General features: G+C 64.8%; 19 protein-coding genes. 9 read left to right on the top strand and 10 right to left on the bottom strand.

Going from position 1 to position 21,074, the window contains the following annotated elements:
- Window positions 1-135: 135 nt before the first annotated feature.
- The gene (locus AC4D2M_RS15350) at window positions 136-1,188 is read right to left on the bottom strand and encodes a LacI family DNA-binding transcriptional regulator (RefSeq protein ID WP_490892757.1); all 1,053 of its coding nucleotides are present in this window, start codon (window positions 1,186-1,188) and stop codon (window positions 136-138) included.
- Between the two features lie 196 nt (window positions 1,189-1,384).
- Here AC4D2M_RS15350 and rhaI point away from each other — a divergent pair, with 196 nt between their 5' ends.
- From rhaI to AC4D2M_RS15315, 7 genes are all read left to right on the top strand, one after another.
- A complete protein-coding gene (rhaI, locus tag AC4D2M_RS15345; RefSeq protein ID WP_490892756.1) occupies window positions 1,385-2,551 on the top strand; it encodes an L-rhamnose isomerase in 1,167 nt (388 codons plus the stop codon).
- 2 nt (window positions 2,552-2,553) lie between these two features.
- Window positions 2,554-4,590, top strand: coding sequence for a bifunctional aldolase/short-chain dehydrogenase (locus AC4D2M_RS15340; RefSeq protein WP_490892755.1), 2,037 nt, complete (start codon window positions 2,554-2,556; stop codon window positions 4,588-4,590).
- Between the two features lie 8 nt (window positions 4,591-4,598).
- Window positions 4,599-6,038 (top strand): rhamnulokinase, encoded by a 1,440-nt coding sequence (locus tag AC4D2M_RS15335; protein ID WP_490892754.1) that lies wholly within the window; start codon window positions 4,599-4,601, stop codon window positions 6,036-6,038.
- 15 nt (window positions 6,039-6,053) lie between these two features.
- Window positions 6,054-7,181, top strand: coding sequence for a Gfo/Idh/MocA family protein (locus tag AC4D2M_RS15330; RefSeq protein WP_490892753.1), 1,128 nt, complete (start codon window positions 6,054-6,056; stop codon window positions 7,179-7,181).
- Window positions 7,174-8,079 (top strand): DUF6807 domain-containing protein, encoded by a 906-nt coding sequence (locus AC4D2M_RS15325; protein WP_490892752.1) that lies wholly within the window; start codon window positions 7,174-7,176, stop codon window positions 8,077-8,079. The genes AC4D2M_RS15330 and AC4D2M_RS15325 overlap by 8 nt, the downstream gene beginning before the upstream one ends.
- Window positions 8,076-8,798 carry a cupin domain-containing protein gene (locus AC4D2M_RS15320; RefSeq protein ID WP_490892751.1) on the top strand — a complete coding sequence of 241 codons (723 nt, stop codon included), beginning with the start codon at window positions 8,076-8,078 and terminating at the stop codon, window positions 8,796-8,798. Before AC4D2M_RS15325 ends, AC4D2M_RS15320 begins: the two co-directional genes overlap by 4 nt.
- Before the next feature lie 61 nt (window positions 8,799-8,859).
- The gene (locus AC4D2M_RS15315; protein ID WP_490892750.1) at window positions 8,860-9,789 is read left to right on the top strand and encodes a DMT family transporter; all 930 of its coding nucleotides are present in this window, start codon (window positions 8,860-8,862) and stop codon (window positions 9,787-9,789) included.
- A 115-nt stretch (window positions 9,790-9,904) separates the two neighbouring features.
- On the opposite strand, the gene arfA is transcribed toward AC4D2M_RS15315, so the two are convergent.
- From arfA to AC4D2M_RS15280, 7 genes are all read right to left on the bottom strand, one after another.
- Window positions 9,905-11,440 (bottom strand): arabinosylfuranosidase ArfA, encoded by a 1,536-nt coding sequence (arfA, locus tag AC4D2M_RS15310; protein WP_490892749.1) that lies wholly within the window; start codon window positions 11,438-11,440, stop codon window positions 9,905-9,907.
- 27 nt (window positions 11,441-11,467) lie between these two features.
- Window positions 11,468-12,361 (bottom strand): carbohydrate ABC transporter permease, encoded by an 894-nt coding sequence (locus AC4D2M_RS15305; RefSeq protein WP_490892748.1) that lies wholly within the window; start codon window positions 12,359-12,361, stop codon window positions 11,468-11,470.
- 2 nt (window positions 12,362-12,363) lie between these two features.
- On the bottom strand, window positions 12,364-13,263 hold the full coding sequence (locus AC4D2M_RS15300; RefSeq protein ID WP_490892747.1) for a carbohydrate ABC transporter permease: 900 nt from the start codon (window positions 13,261-13,263) through the stop codon (window positions 12,364-12,366).
- A 27-nt stretch (window positions 13,264-13,290) separates the two neighbouring features.
- On the bottom strand, window positions 13,291-14,637 hold the full coding sequence (locus AC4D2M_RS15295; protein WP_490892746.1) for an extracellular solute-binding protein: 1,347 nt from the start codon (window positions 14,635-14,637) through the stop codon (window positions 13,291-13,293).
- Between the two features lie 137 nt (window positions 14,638-14,774).
- Window positions 14,775-15,605, bottom strand: a complete 831-nt coding sequence (locus AC4D2M_RS15290; RefSeq protein WP_490892745.1) for a DUF1206 domain-containing protein — start codon at window positions 15,603-15,605, stop codon at window positions 14,775-14,777.
- An 82-nt stretch (window positions 15,606-15,687) separates the two neighbouring features.
- Window positions 15,688-16,332, bottom strand: a complete 645-nt coding sequence (locus tag AC4D2M_RS15285) for a dihydrofolate reductase family protein (protein ID WP_490892744.1) — start codon at window positions 16,330-16,332, stop codon at window positions 15,688-15,690.
- 4 nt (window positions 16,333-16,336) lie between these two features.
- Window positions 16,337-17,644 carry a helix-turn-helix transcriptional regulator gene (locus AC4D2M_RS15280; protein WP_490892743.1) on the bottom strand — a complete coding sequence of 436 codons (1,308 nt, stop codon included), beginning with the start codon at window positions 17,642-17,644 and terminating at the stop codon, window positions 16,337-16,339.
- 127 nt (window positions 17,645-17,771) lie between these two features.
- Between AC4D2M_RS15280 and hxlB the strand changes: the two genes are divergently transcribed.
- Together hxlB and hxlA are read left to right on the top strand one after the other, a co-directional pair.
- A complete protein-coding gene (gene hxlB / locus AC4D2M_RS15275) occupies window positions 17,772-18,374 on the top strand; it encodes a 6-phospho-3-hexuloisomerase (RefSeq protein WP_490892742.1) in 603 nt (200 codons plus the stop codon).
- Window positions 18,375-18,425: 51 nt separating this feature from the next.
- The gene (hxlA, locus tag AC4D2M_RS15270) at window positions 18,426-19,049 is read left to right on the top strand and encodes a 3-hexulose-6-phosphate synthase (RefSeq protein ID WP_490892783.1); all 624 of its coding nucleotides are present in this window, start codon (window positions 18,426-18,428) and stop codon (window positions 19,047-19,049) included.
- A gap of 66 nt (window positions 19,050-19,115) precedes the next feature.
- Here hxlA and AC4D2M_RS15265 read toward each other — a convergent pair whose 3' ends face one another.
- Complete coding sequence (locus AC4D2M_RS15265) at window positions 19,116-20,189, bottom strand: PLP-dependent cysteine synthase family protein (RefSeq protein WP_490892741.1); 1,074 nt, start codon at window positions 20,187-20,189, stop codon at window positions 19,116-19,118.
- Between the two features lie 87 nt (window positions 20,190-20,276).
- Window positions 20,277-21,032, bottom strand: a complete 756-nt coding sequence (locus tag AC4D2M_RS15260) for a MerR family transcriptional regulator (protein WP_490892740.1) — start codon at window positions 21,030-21,032, stop codon at window positions 20,277-20,279.
- Window positions 21,033-21,074: the final 42 nt, after the last annotated feature.

Here is a 21,074-nt window from a genome sequence, read left to right as displayed (position 1 = left end):
TTTCAGAGCAGATGCTACCACCGACCGGGTTCTCCGCATCCGGAATACGGACCGAGTTTTTGTGCGCGAATGGCGGGCCGAACGGGCGTCGAACCCGCCAAAGCTGCCCGAAAGTTCTCGAGGAGTGCGAGGTTCCTAGAGCGTGCTCCCGCGGCTGACCAGCTCGGGCTGGAAGATGACCTGCCGGCTCTCCGGGGTGGTGCGCTCGATCGCCTCAAGCAAGAGCTCGACGGCGGTGCGCCCCATCAACTCGGTTGGTCGTCGCACCGTGGACAGGGGCACTACGGCGGACTGGGCGAAGTCAATGTCGTCATAGCCGATCAGCGCGAGATCCTCCGGGATGCGCAGCCCGCGGATAAGCAGCACCGCCTGCATGACGCCGATGGCCAGCAGGTCGTTGGCGCAGAAGATACCGTCCGGGAGGCTTTCGCGGCCGCGCTCGGCGAGCAGTTCACCGGCGGACCGTCCCGCAAGGACAGTCATTGCGGCCGCCTCAACAACCTCAAGCTCAGCATCCGGGTACTCCGCCACGGCCTGCTGCGCGCCGGTGAGGCGGTCCGCAACCTGCTGGATGTCGGTCGATGCGCCGATGAAGGCGACCCGCCGGCGTCCCCGCGTCAGCATGTGCTTCACCGCCATGTAGCCGCCGGCAACGTCGTCGACAGACACCGAGCTCACGCGGCGCTGCGGATCCACGCGGTCCACCAGGACAACCGGCACGCCATGCGCGCGCAGCTGCTCGAGCCGGGCGTCAACATTTCCGACCGGTGAAATCAGGACGCCCTTGACCCGCTGCTGCTCGAACACGTCGAGGTAGCGGCTTTCTCGGTCGCTGTCATGCCCGCTGTCTCCGAGCAGCACCGTACTGTCCGACTCCGCCGCACGGTCCTCCGCGGCGCGCGCAAGCGAGGAAAAGAACGGGTTGCTCACGTCAAGGACGATGAGGCCAATGGTGCGGCTCAGACCGGCGCGGAGCTGCCGGGCTGCGTCGTTGCGCACGAAACCCAGCTCGGCAATGACGTTGAGTACCCGCTCGCGGGTCTTCTCAGCCACGCGGTCGGGATTGTTGAGCACATTAGACACGGTGCCGACAGCAACCTGCGCCTGGTCGGCAACGTCCTTGATACTGACCATCGGGGCGAACCCTCGTTTCGTGAAGTGATGGGTTGTGCGGCGAGAGATGTCCATAAATGAGCAGTCTTCTCAGATTGCTTGACACCACTTATCCCCAAGGATACCTTTGAAACGTGCCAATGAATCGATTCAAAATAAGATTCATCGGCTGACTCTCCACCGCAGCCTCCGCAGGCACTGTGAAGAGTCGGTGCAAAACAACGACGACGCGCGCCGGCTAGGAGCCAGCTGCGGTAGATGTGGAGAAGCAATGGTTGACCTGAGCCGCATAACCCCCACCTTGGAGAACCTCGCTATTGAGGTGCCTTCCTGGGCCTACGGCAACTCCGGGACCCGCTTCAAGGTGTTCCAGACGCCCGGCACTCCGCGCACTGTGCAGGAGAAGATCGCGGACGCCGCGAAGGTCAACGAACTGACCGGCCTAGCGCCCTCAGTTGCGCTTCACATCCCCTGGGACAAGGTGGAGGACTACACGGAGCTGGCAGGTTTCGCGCAGGATCTCGGCATCAAGCTGGGCACCATCAACAGCAACACGTTCCAGGACGACATCTACAAGTTCGGTTCCCTGACGCACAGTGACCCGGCGGTGCGCAACAAAGCCCTTGACCACATGTACGAGTGCATTGACGTCATGAACGTCACCGGCTCCCAGGACCTGAAGATCTGGCTGGCCGACGGCACCAACTACCCCGGCCAGGGCGACATGCGCTCCCGCCAGGACTGGCTGCATGACTCGCTGCAGAAGGTCTACGCCCGCCTCGGCGATGACCAGCGCATGGTTCTGGAGTACAAGTTCTTCGAGCCGGCTTTCTATCACACGGACGTTCCCGACTGGGGCACCTCCTACGCCCACACACTCGCCCTCGGCGAGAAGGCCCTGGTCTGCCTGGACACCGGCCATCACGCCCCCGGCACCAACATCGAATTCATCGTCGCGCAGCTGATCCGCCTGGGTAAGCTCGGCTCCTTCGACTTCAACTCGCGCTTCTACGCCGACGATGATCTGATCGTCGGCTCGGCGGATCCGTTCCAGCTGTTCCGCATCATGTACGAGGTGGTCCGCGGCGGCGCGCTGGACCCGGCCAGCAACGTGGCTCTCATGCTGGATCAGTGCCACAACCTCGAACAGAAGATCCCCGGTCAGATCCGCTCCGTTCTCAACGTCCAGGAGATGGCAGCCCGTGCGCTGCTCGTTGACCGCGGCGCGCTGACCACGGCGCAGGAAGCCGGTGACGTCCTGGGCGCTCACGCTCTGTTCATGGACGCCTTCTACACAGACGTCCGCCCGGCCCTGGCCGAGTGGCGTGAATCCCGCGGCCTTCCCGCGGACCCCATGGCTGCCTACGCGGCCAGCGGTTACCAGGAAAAGATCAACACAGACCGCGAGGGCGGTCAGCAGGCAGGATGGGGCGCATAATTATGGCTAATCAGACAGTTCAGGACCTTATCAACCGCTCCAACCGGCTCGGCGCGGACAAGCGCAACACCAACTACGCCGGCGGCAACACCTCCGCGAAGGGCACCGACACCGACCCGGTCACCGGCGAGAACGTCGAACTCCTCTGGGTGAAGGGCTCCGGCGGTGACCTGGGCACGCTCAAGGAACAGGGCCTGGCCGTACTGCGCCTGGACCGCCTCCGCGCCCTCACCAACGTCTACCCCGGCCTTGACCGCGAAGACGAAATGGTCGCCGCGTTCGACTACACCCTGCACGGCAAGGGCGGCGCAGCCCCCTCGATCGACACCGCCATGCACGGCCTCGTCGACGCCGCGCACGTTGACCACCTGCACCCAGACTCCGGCATCGCCATTGCCACCGCGGTGGACGGCGAAGCCCTGACCGAGAAGATCTTCGGCGACAGGGTGGTGTGGGTCCCCTGGCGCCGTCCGGGATTCCAGCTGGGCCTGGACATCGCCGAGATCAAGGCCAAGAGCCCGCAGGCCGTGGGCACCATCCTCGGCGGACACGGCATCACGGCGTGGGGAGAGACCTCCGAAGAAGCCGAGAACAACTCGCTGTGGATCATCGAAACCGCTGAACGCTACATCGCCGAGAACGGCCGCCCCAACCCGTTCGGGGTACCCCTGCAGGGCTACGCAGCCCTCTCGCTGGAGGAGCGCCGCGCGAAGGCTGCGGCGCTGGCACCGGTGATCCGCGGCATCGCGTCCACCGACCGTGCGCAGGTAGGGCATTACTCGGACGACGACGTCGTCCTGGACTTCCTCGCCGCAACCGAGCACCCGCGTCTGGCAGCGCTGGGCACCTCCTGCCCGGACCACTTCCTGCGTACCAAGGTCAAACCCCTGGTTCTGGACCTGCCGGCGGATGCGTCCATCGAGGACTCCGTTGCCCGGCTGAAGGAACTGCACACCGAATATCGCGAGGACTACCGCGGCTACTACGAGCGCCACGCCGACGCCGATTCCCCGGCCATGCGCGGAGCCGACCCGGCCATTGTCCTCATCCCCGGCGTCGGAATGTTCTCCTACGGCGCCAACAAGCAGACCGCACGCGTCGCCGGCGAGTTCTACATCAACGCGATCAACGTGATGCGCGGCGCCGAGGCGATCTCCACCTACGCCCCCATCGATGAGTCGGAGAAGTTCCGGATCGAGTACTGGGCGCTGGAGGAAGCCAAGCTTGCGCGGATGCCCAAGCCCAAGTCCCACGCCACCCGCATCGCGCTGGTCACCGGCGCCGCATCCGGTATCGGCAAGGCCATCGCCACCCGCCTCGCCGCGGAGGGTGCCTGCGTGGTCATCGCGGACCTGAACCTCGAAAACGCTGAGAAGGTGGCCGAGGAACTCGGTGGCCCTGATGTCGCTATCGGCATCCAGGCCGACGTCACCAGCCCCGAGCAGGTCCAGGAAGCGATCGACGCCGCCGTGCTTGCCTTCGGCGGGCTGGACCTCGTGGTCAACAACGCCGGCCTGTCCATCTCCAAGCCGCTGCTGGAAACCTCCGAGAAGGACTGGGACCTGCAGCACAACGTCATGGCCAAGGGCTCCTTCCTGGTCTCCAAGGCCGCCGCGAAGGTCCTCATCGACCAGGAAATGGGCGGGGACATCATCTACATCTCCTCCAAGAACTCCGTCTTCGCCGGCCCCAACAACATCGCGTACTCAGCCACCAAGGCCGACCAGGCTCACCAGGTGCGTTTGCTTGCCGCTGAACTCGGCGAGTACGGCGTCCGCGTCAACGGCATCAACCCCGACGGCGTGGTCCGCGGCTCCGGCATCTTCGCCGGCGGCTGGGGCGCCAAGCGCGCCGCGGTCTACGGTGTGGACGAAGAGAAGCTCGGCGAGTACTACGCCCAGCGGACCCTCCTCAAGCGCGAGGTGCTGCCCGAGAACGTCGCGAACGCCGCCGTCGTGCTCACCTCCGCTGAGCTGTCACACACCACCGGGCTGCACGTCCCGGTCGACGCCGGCGTAGCCGCCGCGTTCCTCCGTTAGGCCCAGCGATGAGCCCTGCGGTTTACGCAGCCATCGATATCGGCGCCTCATCCGGCCGGATCATTCTCGGCCGGATGGACGCCGCGGGGCCGTCGCTCGAGGTTGTGCACCGCTTCCCGAACGGAGTGCAGGAGATCGACGGCGCGCTGCGCTGGGACATCGCTGCCCTCTTCGAGGAGGTGCTGCGCGGCCTCACGCTGGCACGCGAGCAGGCGGACGCGAAAGGCGAGCGGGTGGCGAGTATCGGCGTCGACACCTGGGCCGTGGACTACGGACTGATCGACGACGACGGCGCCCTCACCTCCCAGCCGCACAGTTACCGTGACTCGCGCACGGCCGGCGTGGTGGACCGGGTGCACGCGAGCGTCCCGTTCGAACGGCTCTACAGCACCACGGGGCTGCAGTTCCTGCCGTTCAACACTGTCTACCAACTGGCCGCCGAGCCCTCCCTGACGGGCGTGCAGGCGCTGCTCATTCCGGACCTGCTGGGCTTCTGGCTCACGGGCAAGCGCCGCACCGAAATCACGAACGCCTCGACCACGGGTCTGCTTGATGCTTCGACGGGTGACCTTGCAGCCGAGTTCTTCGACGCTTTGGAGATTCCGCGCTCGGTCTTCCCGGCACTGATCGAACCCGGTGATGCGCTGGGCACGCTGCTACCCGCAGTCGCCGAACGGACCGGGCTGGATCCTGCGACAACCGTTGTGGCCGTGGGGTCCCATGACACGGCATCAGCCGTGGCGGCAGTTCCCGCAGAGGCCGGTTCCCGGTTCGCGTACATCTCCTCCGGCACCTGGTCACTCGTGGGCATGGAGCTGCCCAAACCAATCCTCACCGTAGCCAGCCGCGCCGCTAACTTCACCAACGAACGAGGGGTCGACGGCACCATCCGGTACCTGCGCAACTGCGGCGGCCTGTGGCTGCTGCAGGAATGCCTCCGCGAATGGGGGCCGCAGGTCACCCTCGAGAACGTCCTGGCGGAAGCGTCTGCGCTACCCGCAGGCGGTCCGCTGATCGACGCCGATTCGGACGCGTTTATCGCCCCGGACAACATGCCGGACCGCATCCGGCGCGCGGCGGGCACCGCACTCGAGTCCGAGGCCGCCGTCGTACGCTGCATTCTGGACAGTCTCGCTCAGGTGTACGCGCGCACGCTGGCGCAGGCGGCCGAGTTGAGCGGGCAACCGATCGACGTCGTGCACATTGTGGGGGGCGGTTCGCAGAACCGGCTGCTGTGCCAGCTCACTGCGGACGCCACCGGGCTACCAGTTGTCGCAGGCCCGGTGGAGGCAACTGCGCTCGGTAACGTGCTGGTACAGGCGCGGGCCGACGGCGCACTCGGTGAGGGCGCAACCCTCGCCCATATCCGCGCCGCGGTCCGAAGCACGGCCAGCACGCAGCGCTACGAGCCCTCAAGAAAAGCCGAAACAGCACTGACCAGAAGCTAACGCAAAGGATCACCAGTGGAAGTTCGCACCAAACCCATCCGTACCGCCGTCGTCGGAGCAGGAGGAATCGCCCAGGGGCAGCACCTGCCCGCCCTGCGTGGCCTCGGCGACCGGGTTGAGCTCGCAGCCATCGTCGACATGGACGCGGACCGGGCACGCGAAGTGGCAGAGGAATGGGGCGCACCCTCCTCCTACACGACCGTTCCCGAGATGCTCGCGGTGGTGCAGCCCGACCTCGTGGTGGTGTGCACGCCGCCGGGTTCGCACACCGAGGCGGTCATCCGCTCGCTCGACGCCGGTGCCTCCGTGTGGTGTGAGAAGCCGCCGACGCTGTCGCTCGCCGAGTACGACGCCATCCTGGAACATGAGGGCGAGAACGGCCCGTACGCAGCCTACGTTTTCCAGCACCGTTTCGGATCCGCGGCGCAGACCCTGCGGTCACAGATTGCCGCGGGTGATCTGGGTGCACCGTTGATCGGTATCTGCCACACGCTCTGGTACCGGGATACCGCCTATTACGACGTCGCGTGGCGGGGTAAGTGGGAAACCGAGGGCGGCGGACCCGCCATGGGGCACGGTATCCACCAGATGGACCTCCTGCTGTCCCTCCTCGGCGACTGGACCGAGATCACCGCGACGATGGCAACCCTGCACCATAACGTCGAGACCGAGGACGTATCGTTCGCCCACGTGACGTTCGAGAGCGGTGCCATCGTCTCCGTGGTGAACAGCGTGCTCTCCCCGCGGGAAACCAGCTACCTGCGGTTCGACTTCGCCGACGCCACCGTCGAGGTTGAGCACCTGTACGGGTACGACAACTCGCATTGGACGTGGACACCGGCACCCCACGTTGACCCGGCCTCGGCGAGTGCCTGGGAGCCCACGCAGAACCTCGCCAGCTCCCACGCGGTGCAGCTGGAGGAGCTCGTGTCCTCCCTGGAGCGCGGGGAGCGACCGGCCGCATCCGGGCATGACGGACGGCGGGTGCTTGAGCTCGTTGCCGGGCTGTACCAGTCGGCCATCACTGGTCAACGAATCAAGCGCAGCGAGCTGACCTCGGACAATCCGTTCTACTCGTCCATGAACGGCGCCGCCACCACGAACGGACCAAGCTCACCAACCAAGGAAGCAGTCGATGCCTGAACTGCAGCTCAGCCGTCCCACCAACAGTGAACTCGTCATCTCGTGCGGTTCCGTTGACCTGGCGACGTACGTGTTCATCCCGCCGGCCACGCGTTCGGAAGCCCCGAAGCCGTATCTGCACCCGTTACGGACCCTCAGCGGTGCGCCGCTGACCGGTTTCCGCCCGTGGGACCACCGCTGGCACAAGGGACTGCAGATGACGTGGTCCCACGTATCGGGCCAGAACTTCTGGGGCGGCCCAACCTTCTCGCCGGAGACGGACTACCAGTGGCGCGAGAACCTCGGCTCCATCGAGCACGAGGGCTTTCCTTCCCTTTCCACCTCTCCGGACCGCATTGCCCTCGGCGAGACCCTGACGTGGCGCAACTCGTCCGGCGAGCGCTGGTTCTCGGAGCAGCGAGAGACTGCGTTTTCCGCCGTTGACCTGCAGGAACAGTCCTGGCAGCTGGACTTCTCCACCGAGCTGACCAACGTGTCCGACCGGCCCCTCGACCTGGGCAGCCCCACCACGCACGGCCGCCCCAACGCCGGCTACACGGGCTTCTTCTGGCGCGGTCCCCGCAGCTGGACCGGGTGCTCGATTCTCGGACCCGAGGGCGTAGAGGGTGAGGCGATGATGGGCACTTCCGCACCGTGGATCGCGCTGTCCGGAGAGAATGACGAGCTCGACGGCGGGGCGACCATCGTGGCCCTGGCGGGGACGTCGTCGTCGTCGGTTCCGCTCAAGTGGTTCGTCCGCAGCGAGCCCTTCGCGGCGTTGGCGCCCTCCCCCGCGTTCGATGAGGAAATCACGCTCGCCGCGGGAGAGTCGCTGCGCCTGCAGCACCGCTACGTCTTCGTGGACCGGATCTGCGGGCGCGACGAGGTCGAGCGGATCGCGAAGGGCGCAGCCCTTTGAGAATCCCCGCTTTTCCCGGCAGCGTAGGCATCAGCGACCTGCGCGTGTACGAATGGGAAACCGACGACGGCCACCACGGCGGAACACCCCACCTGCACACGGTGTCGAACGAGGGCTACGTGGTGGTCGGCGGCTCGGGCGAGGTGCACACGCTCTCCTCCGAGGGCTTCGCGCAGGATTCGCTGAGTGCCGGGTCCGTGCTATGGTTCAGCCCCGGCACGGTGCATCGGCTCCTCAACTCCGGCGACCTTTATATCCTCACGGTTATGCAGAACTCGGGGTTGCCCGAGGCCGGTGACGCCGTACTGACCTTCCCGCTGGACATTGTCTCCGACGCAGACCGCTACCGTTTGGCCGTGACCTTGCCGGAGGGTAGTGAAAGCGAACGGGCGGAAGCAGCACGACGACGGCGCGACCTTGCGATCGAGGGCTATCGCTCCCTTCTGGCCGCGCTGGAGAAGGGCGACCGGGGTCCGCTTGAGGAGTTCTACGCGGCCGCGGCGGCGCTGGTGCAGCCCCGGGTCGAGGAGTGGACCAAGCTCTGGTCGGACACCGTCCTCGTCGACGTCGAAACAACCCGCGCGCAACTGGCTTCCCTCGCAGAGGGCGACGCTTCGCACCTGGGGGATGCCGCCGTCGTGCGTACCGTACCCCGACCCGGGCCGCGGGCCTTCGGGATGTGCGGGCGGCTTGGGACGTGGACGCCCGCGTCGCGCTGACGATCACTTCCGCCAAGAGTGCCCCACAGGTCTCAACCAATAGGCTTGAACCCATGACCCCGTGCGAGCAGCTGTGACCCACTCCCCCGGCGCTGGCCTCGGCGCCGTCTTCGTCCTCGTCGCGGCGGTCCTCTGGGGTACCACCGGGACCGTCGCCAGCTTCGCACCGGCGGTAGGCCCCCTCGCGATAGGTGCAGCCGCGATGGGCGTCGGCGGCCTCCTGCAGGCGGCCTTCGCCGGACCTGCACTGGCTCACGCCCGCTCCGAATTACGACGACGGTGGCTCACCATCGCCGTGGGCGGCCTCGCTGTGGCGATCTACCCCCTCGCCTTCTACAGTTCCATGCGCCTGGCCGGGGTTGCCGTAGGTACCGTCATCTCGATCGGTTCCGCGCCCATAGCGTCGGCAGTCATCGAACGGGTCATCGACGGGCACCGGCTGACGCAGCGCTGGGTGCTCGGCGCCGGCGTCGGGCTGGCGGGAGTGGTGCTGCTCTCGTTCGTCGAGCCGGCGCATGCGGCGGAAGCGGGCAACACCGCCGCCGGAGTTCTGCTGGGGCTGCTGGCCGGGGTCACCTACGCGCTGTACTCCTGGGCGGCGCACCGCACCATGCAGGGCGGGGTGCCATCCCGGGTCACCATGGGCGTGATCTTCGGCGTGGGCGGGGTCCTGCTCATGCCGGTCCTTTTCGCTACCGGGGCGCCGCTGCTCGAGTCATGGAACAACTTCAGCGTCGGCCTCTACATGGCGCTGGTGCCGATGTTCCTCGGGTACGTGTTCTTCGGGCTGGGGCTCGCCCGGGTGAAGGCAAGCACCGCAACCACGCTGTCCCTGGCGGAACCTGTGGTTGCGGCAATCCTCGCAGTCGTCATTGTGGGTGAGAGGCTGCCGGCAGCGGGGTGGATCGGCGTCGGGCTGGTGATTGCGAGTCTCGCGGTGCTCACCGTCCCGGTGCGCCGCAACGTCCGGACGGCAGTGGGCGTGCCTTAGGGTGCGACGACGCCCTGTTCCGTAACAGCGAAGATGTACTCCACGTGGTCCTTCGACTCGCGGCCGCTCGCAACATCCGTAAGAGTTCAGGTGGTGCGCTCCTTTCAGCGGAGCCTCAGCTCGTGCGGGTCTCGATCTCGACGACGGCCCAGGACAGCGCGGGCAGGTTCACACGGAGGTCGTCGCCGGAAACCTTGACGTCTTCGAGCGGCGTCAGGCCCACGTGTTCACCGCGTTCGAGATTGTTGGTGGTGAGGCGGTCGTGGCCCTCGGGAACCTGCAGCACCTCAGCGCGGGTGACGCGCACGGCGTCCAGTCCACGAAGCGCCACCTCAACCTCGGCTGCCTCATCCAGTGACCGGTTGGCCAGGAAGAACGCAGCGCGTCCGGTCTCCTCATTCCAGGTGGCCGATACGTCCACCAGGTCCGTGTCGCCGAAGCGCGCATTCTCATAGCGGTCCGACTCAACCCTGGTCTGCAGGATCTGCCCCGTCGCGAGTTCCGCCATCCGGGCGAACGGCCAGAAGATGGTCTGACGCCAGGCCGGCCCGTTTTCCTCGCTCATGATCGGCGCGATCACGTTCACGAGCTGCGCCTGGTTGGCGATCTTGACCCGGTCACCGTGCCGCAGCAGTGAGTTGAGGAACGTACCGACGACGACGGCGTCGGTCACGTTGTACTCGTCCTCGATGACACGGGGGTGCTCACGCCAGCCGTGCTTGCCCACCTGGCCGGGGCTGTCGGCGTCGCCCGGCCGGGTGTACCAGACGTTCCATTCGTCGAAGGAGAGGTTGATGCCCTTCGAGTGCTTGCCCTTCGCGCGGACCGCATCCGCAGTGGCTACGACAGACTCGATGAAGTAGTCCATATCCAGCGCGCTCGCGAGGAAGCTACCGGCGTCGCCGTCCTGCTCCTGGTAGTAGGCGTGGAGCGAGATGTAGTCCACCTCGTCGTAGGTGTGTGTGAGGACCGTCTGCTCCCACGCGCCGAACGTCGGCATCCCGGAGTTCGAGCTACCGCAGGCCACCAGTTCCAGCGAGGGATCCACGAAGCGCATGGCCTTCGCGGCCTCCTGGGCGAGGCGGCCGTACTCGTCTGCGGTCTTGTGCCCGATCTGCCATGGGCCGTCCATCTCGTTGCCCAAACACCACAGCTTAATGTCGAACGGGTCCTTGTGTCCGTTTTTGGCCCGCAGGTCCGACAGGTACGTGCCGCCCGGGTGGTTGGCGTATTCAACGAGTTCGCGGGCGGCGTCGACACCCCGGGTACCGAGGTTGATCGCTTCCATGATTTCGACGCCGGCCTGGCGGGACCAGTCGACGAACTCGTGGAGACCGAAAGCGTTGGTCTCCAGCGTGTGCCAGGCGCCGTCAAGCCGGCGCGGGCGGTTCTCAACGGGCCCGACGCCGTCCTCCCAGTTGTACCCGGAGACGAAGTTTCCGCCGGGATACCGGACCACGGTGGCACCGAGCTCCTTCACGAGCTTCATTACGTCCTGGCGGAACCCGTTGTCGTCCGCTTCTGGGTGGCCGGGCTCGTAGATGCCCGTGTAGACGCAACGGCCCATGTGCTCCACGAAGGAGCCGAACAGCCGGCGGGGCACCTCCCCGACCGTGAAGTCCCTGTCGATGACAATGCGTGCGCGGGCCATGTTTCTCCTTCGGATAGGTGAGGTGGTCTAGGTCCCGGCCAGGCCGGTGGTGGCGACGCCGCGGATGATCTGGCGCTGGAAGAACAGGAACACAATGATCAGGGGCAGTGCCGCCAGAAGAGCCGAAGCCATGTTCTGCGCGTACTGGATTCCGTACGCACTTTCGATGGTCTGCAGGCCAACGGGGAGCGTGAGCAGCGCGGTGTCGTTGGTGGCGATGAACGGCCAGAGGAAGTTGTTCCACGCTGTGATGAACACGAAGATGGCCACGGCCGACATGATGGGTTTTGAGAGCGGCAGGACGATCTGCAGGAACACCCGCACCCGACCGGCACCGTCCATGACGGCGGCCTCTTCGAGTTCCCGCGGGATCTGGTCGAAGAACTTCTTCAGGACGTAGACCATCGCGGGGTGGAGCACCTGAGGGAGGATGATCGCCCAGTACGTATCGATCAGGTTCAGGGCAAGCATCTGGTAGAAGAGCGGAATGATCAGGACCGGCGGGGGGATGATGATCGAGCCGATGATCACGGCCATCAGCAGCTTCCGACCCTTGAAATCGATGCGTGAAAGCGCGTAGGCGCACAAGGCGGAGATCGCCAGGGTAATGACGGTGATGCATGCTGCGGTGAAGAGGGAGTTCCACGTCCAGGTGGGCAGATTGCCTGTGCTGAGGACTTCAACGAAGGACTCAATCGTGAACCCCGACGCCGGCAGCCACGTGACAGGAGTCGAAGCGGCTTCCGTTTCGGTTTTCAGGGCAGTGACCGCTGCCCAAGCGAACGGAATCAGCCAGATCACGGCCAGGATCGCGGTGACAATGGTGCCGAACACCTTGGCCGTGGAGATCTTCCGCCGGTTCTGAGGGCGCTCGGCGCTGACACTCCCGGTGGAGCTGTGGTCGAGTACTACGGTGGCCATAACTACGCGCTCCTGTTTCGGTTGAAGAAGATCTGGCTCATCGACACCAGCAGGATCAGAGCAAAGAAGATGAAGGAGATGGCCGCCGAATAGCCCAGCCGGTAACCGGTGAACCCAGCCTCGAACACGTATTGGACAAGGGACCGGGTGGCCCCGCCTGGCCCGCCGGCGGTCATCTGGTAGATCTGGTCGAACACCTTGAGCGAGGCGAGGACCTGCAGGATGACAATGAGCACGGTGGTGGGTCCTAGCTGCGGCAGCGTGATGGAGAAAAACTGCCGCCAGCCACCCGCGCCGTCCAGCGATGATGCCTCATAGTGCTGCTGCGGGATATTCTGCATCGCTGCCAGATAGAGCAGGAAATTGAATCCGACCGTCCACCACACTGTGGCGATGACGATCGACCACATGGCAACATTCGGATCGTTCAGCCATGGGACGGGCGCGATGCCGATCTTGCTGAGTGCGTCGTTGACCAGTCCGAGCTGGGGGTTGAACATCCAGACGAAGAACTGGGAAACCACCGTAGATGCCAGGAGGAACGGCGCGAAGAACGAGAACCGCCACAACCACTGGGCGGGGAGATTCATGTTCACCAGCGCGGCCATGACGAGTGCAACGAGCACCAGCGGGATGGTTGAGAGGACGGTGAAGTAGATGGTGTTCCCGAGGGACTGCCACATGTCCGGATCGCTGAAGGCTTCCACGTAGTTTGTGAGGCCTACGAAGCCGCTGTTGGCTCCGGTGAGGGTTTGCCCGGTGAAGCTCATGTAGAGCCCATGAATGATGGGCCACACGAGGAACATGGCAAAGAAGATGAGGAAGGGCGCAGAGAACGCCCAACCGTGCAGGTTGTTCCTGCTGTTGTTCGGGCTCCTGCGCCCGGTCACAGTGGTGCTCATTGTGCTCGACTCCTTCGTCGGTCCGGGTCAGACAGGATTGGGCTTGGACAGGGTGATGTTCAAGCGGTCAACGAAGGCATCCCAACCGACCGCGGGCGCTTCCCTTCCGAGGAACACGTTCTGTACGTTCGCGGCGAAGATTGTCTGGAAGTCCGACCCTGACCCCGTGAACCAGGCAGGAGGATCATAGTTGATGATGTCGGCGGCGTTCGCGTAGTGCGATTGCGGTTCCAGGTTCTGGTACTCGGGGGAATCAACCACCGGCTGGTAGGCGGGAATGTGACCGGCTTCGGCCCACGACAGGGAGCCCTTCAGGAGGTTGGCGACGAAGTCGTAGGCAGCCGCGCGGCGTGCCTCGTCGACGTCATTTTGGCGAGGCAGGACGAAGGAATGGGAGTCCGCGTAGGCTGCGGGCGTTCCGAACAGCGTCGGTATGGTCATCGCGTCAAGGGGAATACCGGCAGCCTGCATGGTGGGCAATTCCCACACGCCGGTGAAGAACATCCCGGACTCCCCGCTGGCGAACTCCGCCACTGCGGTGCCGTAATCCCCGGTCTTGGCAGCGATGGTGCCGTCCAGCAGTTGCGTGATGTAGGCGAGGCAGTCGATTGCGACATCGCGGTCGACGTCAGCGGGCTGCCCCGGCGTGAGCACCATTTCGGCCCCGTGCTGCAGGTAAAGGGTGTAGAAAAGGCGCCACATCTGTGCGCCGTCGTTGACGTAGCCGTAGGACAGGCCGTGGTTACCGGTGACGGCCTGCATCTCGCGCATTGCCTCGAGGAACCGCTCCGGGTCCGTGATTTCGATGAGGCGACCGTCGTTGCCCAGCAGCCCGGCCTGGTCGGCGACGTCCGTGTTGTACATGGCGATGAAGGGGTGGGAGTCGAGGGCGATGGCGAAGACCTCACCCTCGAGCTGGCCGCTGGCCCAGATGCGCTCCGCGAAGGATTCCTCGGTGACGTCACGCTTTGCCAGTTCGTCGAGGTCCCACGGGTCCAGCAGACCACCGGGTGCGTACCCCGGAATCCGCGCAGCGTGCATGATGGCAAGTTCCGGGGGTCGCCCTCCTGCGGACGCCATGGCCAGCTTCGTGTAATAAGGGGTGCCCCAGGCGAGAACGGTGGGGACGGCGTCGAAATTGGGGCTCTCAGCGTTCACGCGGTCGATCATCGCCTGCATCTTGATTCCGTCGCCGCCGGAGAGCAGGTGCCAGAAGCGCAGAGTCTCCTCGCTTGCGGCCGCCGGTCCGCCGCAGCCGGCCAGGGTGCCGGAGGCGACAGCGCCACCGAACAGGGCGGCTCCGGTGAGGAATTGCCGCCTGCTCGGAGCACGCCATCCTGAAGGCGGCAATATCCTGGCATTCTCGTTGGGCATGAATCGATCCTCCGTTGGTTCGATCGGGTGCTGCACGGCTTCTACATCGATGGAACGTGACTTGATGTGTCAATTTACAACGATGTAAAAGGTTTGGCAAGGGTTTTCGCCCATTGGGTCGGGTCGTGGTGGAACTCCTACATACGCCCAAATTTGGAGCGCACGAGGGCAAAGACGCCGTAGCAGATCAGACCCACCGCGATGGCGACAAGTACGGGAACGCCGAACGGGTGCTCGGCCAGCGCCTTCAGGCTGCCGTCCAGCCCTGTGGATCGGGCGGGGTCATGGGTGACCACCGCGGCGCCGAACAGCAGGCCTACGAGGATGAGGGCAAGCCCTTTCGCAACATGACCGATGACCCCCAGGACCTCGATGAAGGCTCCGCGGCGGGTGTCTTCGAAGTGTCGAAGTTCGGGCCGGAACTTGCGCTGAATTCCCTTGAATACGAAGTAGACGCCGATCCCGAAAGTGGTTCCTCCAACCACCAGAATCACGAACACGCCGAAGGGCGAGCCCATCATGGAAGTGGTGAAATCTCGGGTGGACTCGCTGGAATCGGATTCCCCGCCGAACGCGAACCGTGCAAAGGTGAAGGCCATGCTGCCGTAGATAATGCTCAGCGACCCGGAGGAGATTGTCTTGGATATCCGCTCCCCGGCGGAGAGGTGCCGGGCGCGCAGGGTGGCCTCGCTGAACTGCCAGGCGGCAAGCCCCAGGCAGCCGATAGCGCAGGCCCACATGGTCCACGGACCGTGCGTTCCGTCTGCCAGGCGTTCCAGGGCTCCGGTGGGTTCTGCCTCCCCGTTTCCTCCGGACGCGATCTGCAGAGCGATGATGCCGATGAGGATGTGAACGACGGCGAGAACAGCGAATCCGAAGCGGGCTACGACGTCGAGTACCTTGTGGTCCGATACCTCCTCTGCAACATCCGCTGCCTCCCGTGCCAGAAAGCTTTCATCCGTCGACATTCACCACTCCTGCAATTTCCTGAGAATTTCAGGGTACAACTGCGGACGACTCCCGTGTGCCGGGCTCTGCGCTGCTCCGGGCTCAGCGTCGCCAGAACAGGTGGTGCACCACGCCGCTCGGACTGGGGACCTTCTCGAGGTGGAAGCGGTCGAGCAGTTGCTCGGGGGATTCCCACAGGCGCGATCCTGATCCCAGCTCAACCGGCGAAACGGCAACATGCAGGGTGTCCACCAGATCCGCGTCAAGGAACTCGCAGATGGTGCTCGCCCCACCGCCCAGCCGGACGTCCTTCCCGTCCGCTGCCTCCTGTGCCCTCGCCAGAACCGTCGAGGGGTCTGCATTGATGAAGTGAAACGTGGTGTCAGAGAGAGCAAAGGATGGTCGCTCGTAGTGCGTCATCACAAACACCGGCGTGTGGAAAGGCGGTTCGCTGCCCCACCAGCCCCGCCAGTCTTCGTTCTCCCAGGGACCGCGTTGAGGACTGAACTTATTGCGGCCCATGATCTCGGCCCCGATGTTGTTCTTGAAGTCCCGAGTGAAGTAATCGTCGAGGCCTCGAGTTCCACCGGAGTCGGTGCGGTTCGGCCAGCTTGCCGTTGCACCCGCCCACGCGAACATCGCACCCGGATCTGCATGGCCGAAGGGTCTTTCCAGGCTCTGGTTCTCGCCGGCTCCGAAGCCGTCACTGGATACGCCGAAGTTTTGGACCCTCAGCAACTGAGTCACATGATCACCCCCGGATTCCCGCGCTGTGCGCCAAAGCGGTTGCTTCTGCGCGGGACCGCACATTGAGCTTTCGGAAGAGGTTCCGGATATGGAACTTCACGGTATTCTCGCTGATGCTCAGTGCTGCCGCAATGGCCCGGTTCCGCTGACCCGCGGCCAGCAACTGGAGGACCTCCAGTTCCCGTGCCGCCAGAGCCCAGCTGGCTATATCCCCCACCCGTCCGGTTGGAAGGTCGAGCGGCAACGTCACAGAGATATCGGCTCCCCAGCCACGCATGACGTCCACGACCATGGACCCATCCATGGCCTGTACCCGCTGCTGCATCCTCCCGATGCTGGACGCGTCCGAGGCGAGCTCGCCACGGCCGTCATCCCGGACGTTGATGAGCAGGTTCTCCCCGTCGCAGTCCCACTGTGCGCGAACACGGTGCACGTCAGCCTGCTCGGCGATCGCCAGTACCAAGCCGCGCACCACTGCCCTGGCGGCGTGGGCCACCTCCCCCGGCAGCGCACGACCGTTGGCCGGCGGCTCAATGAACTGGATATCGATGTTGCTCAACTTCATCAATGGCCGCAGATCCTCCCGGAGCCGTTCGAACGCCGTAGCGACGGGCTCCTCGACGAGATCATTGGTTCGATCATTCAGCGTCCGCAGATCCACCAGCGCCTTCACCGACACGTCCGTCGCGAAAGCACGGGCCGCGCGGTCATCCATCGAAGTGGAACGCAACGCGGCGAGGACGGTCTCAAGGGTGGTGGAGTGCTGATCCACCAGCTCCGCAGTAACCCGGACCCGCTCGGCTGATGCCGCGCGGGACTCTACGAGATACGCCGGCGGCGCATCGGAGACCTTTTCCTGGATCCTTCGGGCGACCAGCCGCCAAAGGTACGCCAGAAGTCGCATCCCATCTTTCCGGTGCCCGGCATCGGGAACAGGGTGCGGGTCGGTGAGCACCAGGAGTGCGTTACTCGGCGGGTAGGTCATAGCGAGTACTTCGCGTTCCCGGCCCCCGATAAGGGCCGTGGTTCGCCACGGTTCTTCCCCGGGCAGGGCTGCGCGCAGACGATCCAGCTCCGGGATCGAAACCCGGCTGACGACGTCGTCCGCGCCTGATTTCTTCTGGGGCCGGCCCGTACAGTCCTCCGTGAAGATGATGAGCGCACTGCTCTTGTAGAACGAAGCTGACGCACTGTGAAGGCATTCGGCAATACGGTTCAGCGGTGCCCCCGTCACCTCCTCCACGGCGTCAAGCAGTTTCCACTGGTCCTGCATAAGGGGTCCCGCAACGGCGTTGTTGATCTGTGCTGCCATCCCTACAGAGTACGCAGTGCCTACCCAAACGGGTGGCCAAAACCGTCATAAAACAGCGTTTCGCCTGCCCGAAGAGTGGGCCAAGCTGAAGAGGACAGTAAAAGCATTACCCCATTGAGGAGTCGCCGTGAGCGTCGTGAATGATGTTGACCTGCAGTTGGTGAGTCCGGGCAGCACCGAACTGGCTCTGAACCTGTCTCTCATCCAGCAGGAAATTGAAGAAACGGTTTCCGGTATCGATCCGACGCAGTTGGTCGTCCTGGCTGACAGAGTCCGTGGAGCCGAGCGCGTGTTCCTTGCCGGAGCCGGTAGAAGCGGGCTGGTGCTACGCATGGCAGCCATGAGGCTGATGCACCTCGGATTGACCGTTCATGTTGCCGGTGACACCACTACTCCCGCGATCCGTGCCGGGGACCTTCTGGTGGTCGCTTCCGGCTCCGGGACGACGTCCGGCGTGGTCAAAGCTGCCGACACAGCAGTGAAAGCCGGGGCGAAAGTCGCGGCTCTGACAACGCGCCCGCACTCCCCTGTGGCCGAACTGGCTGATGCGCTGGTGGTCATTCCCGCTGCACAAAAGACTGATCACGGATCCAACATTTCCCGGCAGTACTCCGGCAGCCTCTTCGAACAGGCGCTCTTTCTTGTCACCGAAGCAGTGTTTCAGGGCCTCTGGGAAAACACTGACGAGTCCGCTGAGGAGCTGTGGCTGAGGCACGCAAACCTCGAGTAAGCCTCTCCCCCTATCCCCGCACAAAATCACCCTATGAAAGAAGAAAACCATATGAAACTCCAGGTTGCACTCGATCTCCTCACCGTCGAGGACGCGCTCGAACTGGCCGGCAAGGTTGCCGAGCACGTCGACATCATCGAGCTCGGTACGCCCCTGATCAAGGCTGCGGGCCTTTCCGCCGTCACGGCGATCAAGGAAGCCCATCCCAGCAAGGTCGTCTTCGCCGATATGAAGACCATGGATGCCGGTGAGCTCGAAGCCGACATCGCTTTCAAGGCGGGCGCCGACCTCGTTTCCATTCTCGGCTCTGCCGACGACTCCACCATCGCCGGTGCGGTCAAGGCGGCCCAGGCACACCGCAAGGGCATCGTCGTGGATCTGATCGGTGTTGCCGACAAGGTCACCCGGGCCAAGGAAGCACGGGCACTTGGTGCCAAGTTCGTCGAGTTCCATGCGGGGCTGGATGAGCAGGCGCAGCCGGGCTTCAACCTTCAGAGCCTGCTGAACGCCGGCGAAATCGCCCGGGTTCCGTTCTCCGTGGCCGGAGGCGTCAACGCCTCGACCATCGAGGCCGTGCAGCTTGCCGGAGCCGACGTCGCCGTCGCAGGCAGCGCGATCTACAGCGCAGCCGACCCGGAGCTGGCCGCCAAGGAACTCAAGGCAGCCATCCGCTAGCCCCTCTTCGTTCCGTCACGCGTGAGCGATTCCCTGGCCGGAAGGTCAGGGAATCGCTCACGCGCGTTAAGGCCAGTCCCCGGTTTCGAAGAACTCCTCAAGCACGGCGAGCGCTGGAGCAGGATCCAGTCCGCGCTCGGCCAGCCAGGCGTCGTCGTTATAGGAACAGGCGTAACGCTCGCCCGAGTCGCACAGGAGGGAGACGATACTTCCCGTCCTACCCGCCGCTTTCAGGTGCGCGACCAACTGCCACACCCCCCACAGGTTGGTCCCGGTCGAGGGCCCTGCGGCGATCCCGGTAAGCGAATGCAGGTGCCGTGAGGCCGCGACGGACGCCGCGTCCGGGACCTGGATCATCGCGTCGATGACCGAGGGCACGAAGCTCGGCTCAGGCCTCGGCCGCCCAATGCCCTCGATGCGGGACGGCTTCCCCACGGCGGCGACTCCTCCTGCCCAGGTGGGATAGAAGGCCGAGTTCTCGGGGTCGACGACGGCAAGCCGCGTGGGATACCGGTTGTACCGGAGGTACCTGCCGATGGTGGCGCTGGTTCCGCCGGTTCCCGCGCCGACCACCACCCACTCGGGAATGGCAAACCGCTCGTGTTCCATCTGGCGGAAGATCGATTCGGCAATGTTGTTGTTGCCGCGCCAGTCAGTGGCGCGCTCCGCGTAGGTGAACTGGTCCATGTAGTGTCCGCCGGTTTCAGCCGCGATGCGTTCGGCGGCGTCGTACACCTCGGAGGCGCCGTCAACGAAGTGGCAGGTCCCGCCGTACTGCTCGATGAGGGCAATCTTCTCGGGACTGGTGGAACGGGTCATCACCGCGACGAAGGGCAGCCCGAGCAGCTGCGCGAAATATGCCTCCGACACCGCGGTGGACCCGCTCGATGCCTCCACGATCGTGGCGCCCTCCCGAATCCAGCCGTTGACCAGCCCGAAGAGGAACAGCGAACGCGCAAGCCGGTGCTTCAGGCTCCCGGTCCGGTGCGTCGACTCGTCCTTGAGGTAGACGTCGATGCCCCAGCTCTCCGGCACGGGCAGTGCGAGCAGGTGAGTGTCAGCGGACCGGTTACCCTCGGCCTCGATGCGCCGAATCGCCTCATCGGACCAGGCACGATCAGCGCCAGCGGAAATCGTCATACCTGCACCTTACGGACCCGCCCTGTCGAAGAACCACGGCAGAACGACGACGGCGCCACGCAGGTGCCGCCGTCGTCGTCCACTTGCCTAGAGGTTGCGGTCAGCAAAGACGTTCATCGCGTCGCGCACGAATTCCGCGCCTTCCCGGCCTCCGTAGTTCGCCGCGAAACGGTCATCGGCGACATACATGTCACCGAGCCCGATGAAGTATTCCTTCGAGGGCCGCCCGCCCGACGACGGCAGTCCGGGAACACCGGACAGCCACTCGTAGTGCCGCCGCGCCAACTTCTGCGCCGCGTCGCTGTCAGCCGTGATGCCTTGCCCTGCAGCCTCGGTCCAGTCAGCACCCAGTTGCGTCGTCCGGGACTTCCACTCGTTGCGCTCGATGTCGCTCATGCCGGCCCACCAGCGGTCTCCGGTGGCGTACGCCTCCGTGCCCCACCGTTCTTCGACCTCATCCTTGTACTGCGTGTGGTCGAATCCGTCGAACATGTTCTCTGCCATAAGTTGTTCACCTCCTTCCAGTTGTTCGATGGTGAGCGAGACCGACGCGATCTGCCGCGTCAGCCGTTCCTGCTCCTGCCTGAGCAACTCAAGGTGTTTCTGCAGGGCACGGGCTGGTTCCGCTTCCCTGTCCAGAACCTCCGCGATGGCCGGTAGGCCCAGGCCAAGGTCACGCAGCAGGAGGATCCGCTGCAGCCGTACCAGCGCGCCGTCATCGTAGTAGCGGTAGCCGTTGCTGCCCACCCGGGACGGAGGCAATAGGCCCATACGGTGGTAGTGCCGCAAGGTCCGGCTCGTGGTTCCCGCAAGCCGCGCTATGTCCTGAATTGACCTGTCCATGTGCACCTCCCTGCCCATCTTCTTCACCGTATAGGTTGACGC

It is taken from the genome of Arthrobacter sp. TJ-270 (assembly GCF_058269075.1).
Note: the sequence above shows the minus strand (reverse complement) of the source record. Positions and strands in the feature narration are given on the sequence as shown.

Bases quoted from the DNA above. Each gene is read 5' to 3' on its own strand.
- AC4D2M_RS15305 (WP_490892748.1), bottom strand. From the start codon at position 12,361: ATGGCCACCGTAGTACTCGACCACAGCTCCACCGGGAGTGTCAGCGCC.
- AC4D2M_RS15340 (WP_490892755.1), top strand. From the start codon at position 2,554: ATGGCTAATCAGACAGTTCAGGACCTTATCAACCGCTCCAACCGGCTC.
- AC4D2M_RS15290 (WP_490892745.1), bottom strand. From the start codon at position 15,605: ATGTCGACGGATGAAAGCTTTCTGGCACGGGAGGCAGCGGATGTTGCA.
- AC4D2M_RS15265 (WP_490892741.1), bottom strand. From the start codon at position 20,189: ATGACGATTTCCGCTGGCGCTGATCGTGCCTGGTCCGATGAGGCGATT.
- AC4D2M_RS15325 (WP_490892752.1), top strand. From the start codon at position 7,174: ATGCCTGAACTGCAGCTCAGCCGTCCCACCAACAGTGAACTCGTCATC.
- arfA (WP_490892749.1), bottom strand. From the start codon at position 11,440: ATGGCCCGCGCACGCATTGTCATCGACAGGGACTTCACGGTCGGGGAG.
- AC4D2M_RS15335 (WP_490892754.1), top strand. From the start codon at position 4,599: ATGAGCCCTGCGGTTTACGCAGCCATCGATATCGGCGCCTCATCCGGC.
- AC4D2M_RS15295 (WP_490892746.1), bottom strand. From the start codon at position 14,637: ATGCCCAACGAGAATGCCAGGATATTGCCGCCTTCAGGATGGCGTGCT.
- rhaI (WP_490892756.1), top strand. From the start codon at position 1,385: ATGGTTGACCTGAGCCGCATAACCCCCACCTTGGAGAACCTCGCTATT.
- hxlA (WP_490892783.1), top strand. From the start codon at position 18,426: ATGAAACTCCAGGTTGCACTCGATCTCCTCACCGTCGAGGACGCGCTC.
- AC4D2M_RS15300 (WP_490892747.1), bottom strand. From the start codon at position 13,263: ATGAGCACCACTGTGACCGGGCGCAGGAGCCCGAACAACAGCAGGAAC.
- AC4D2M_RS15280 (WP_490892743.1), bottom strand. From the start codon at position 17,644: ATGGCAGCACAGATCAACAACGCCGTTGCGGGACCCCTTATGCAGGAC.
- AC4D2M_RS15260 (WP_490892740.1), bottom strand. From the start codon at position 21,032: ATGGACAGGTCAATTCAGGACATAGCGCGGCTTGCGGGAACCACGAGC.
- AC4D2M_RS15350 (WP_490892757.1), bottom strand. From the start codon at position 1,188: ATGGACATCTCTCGCCGCACAACCCATCACTTCACGAAACGAGGGTTC.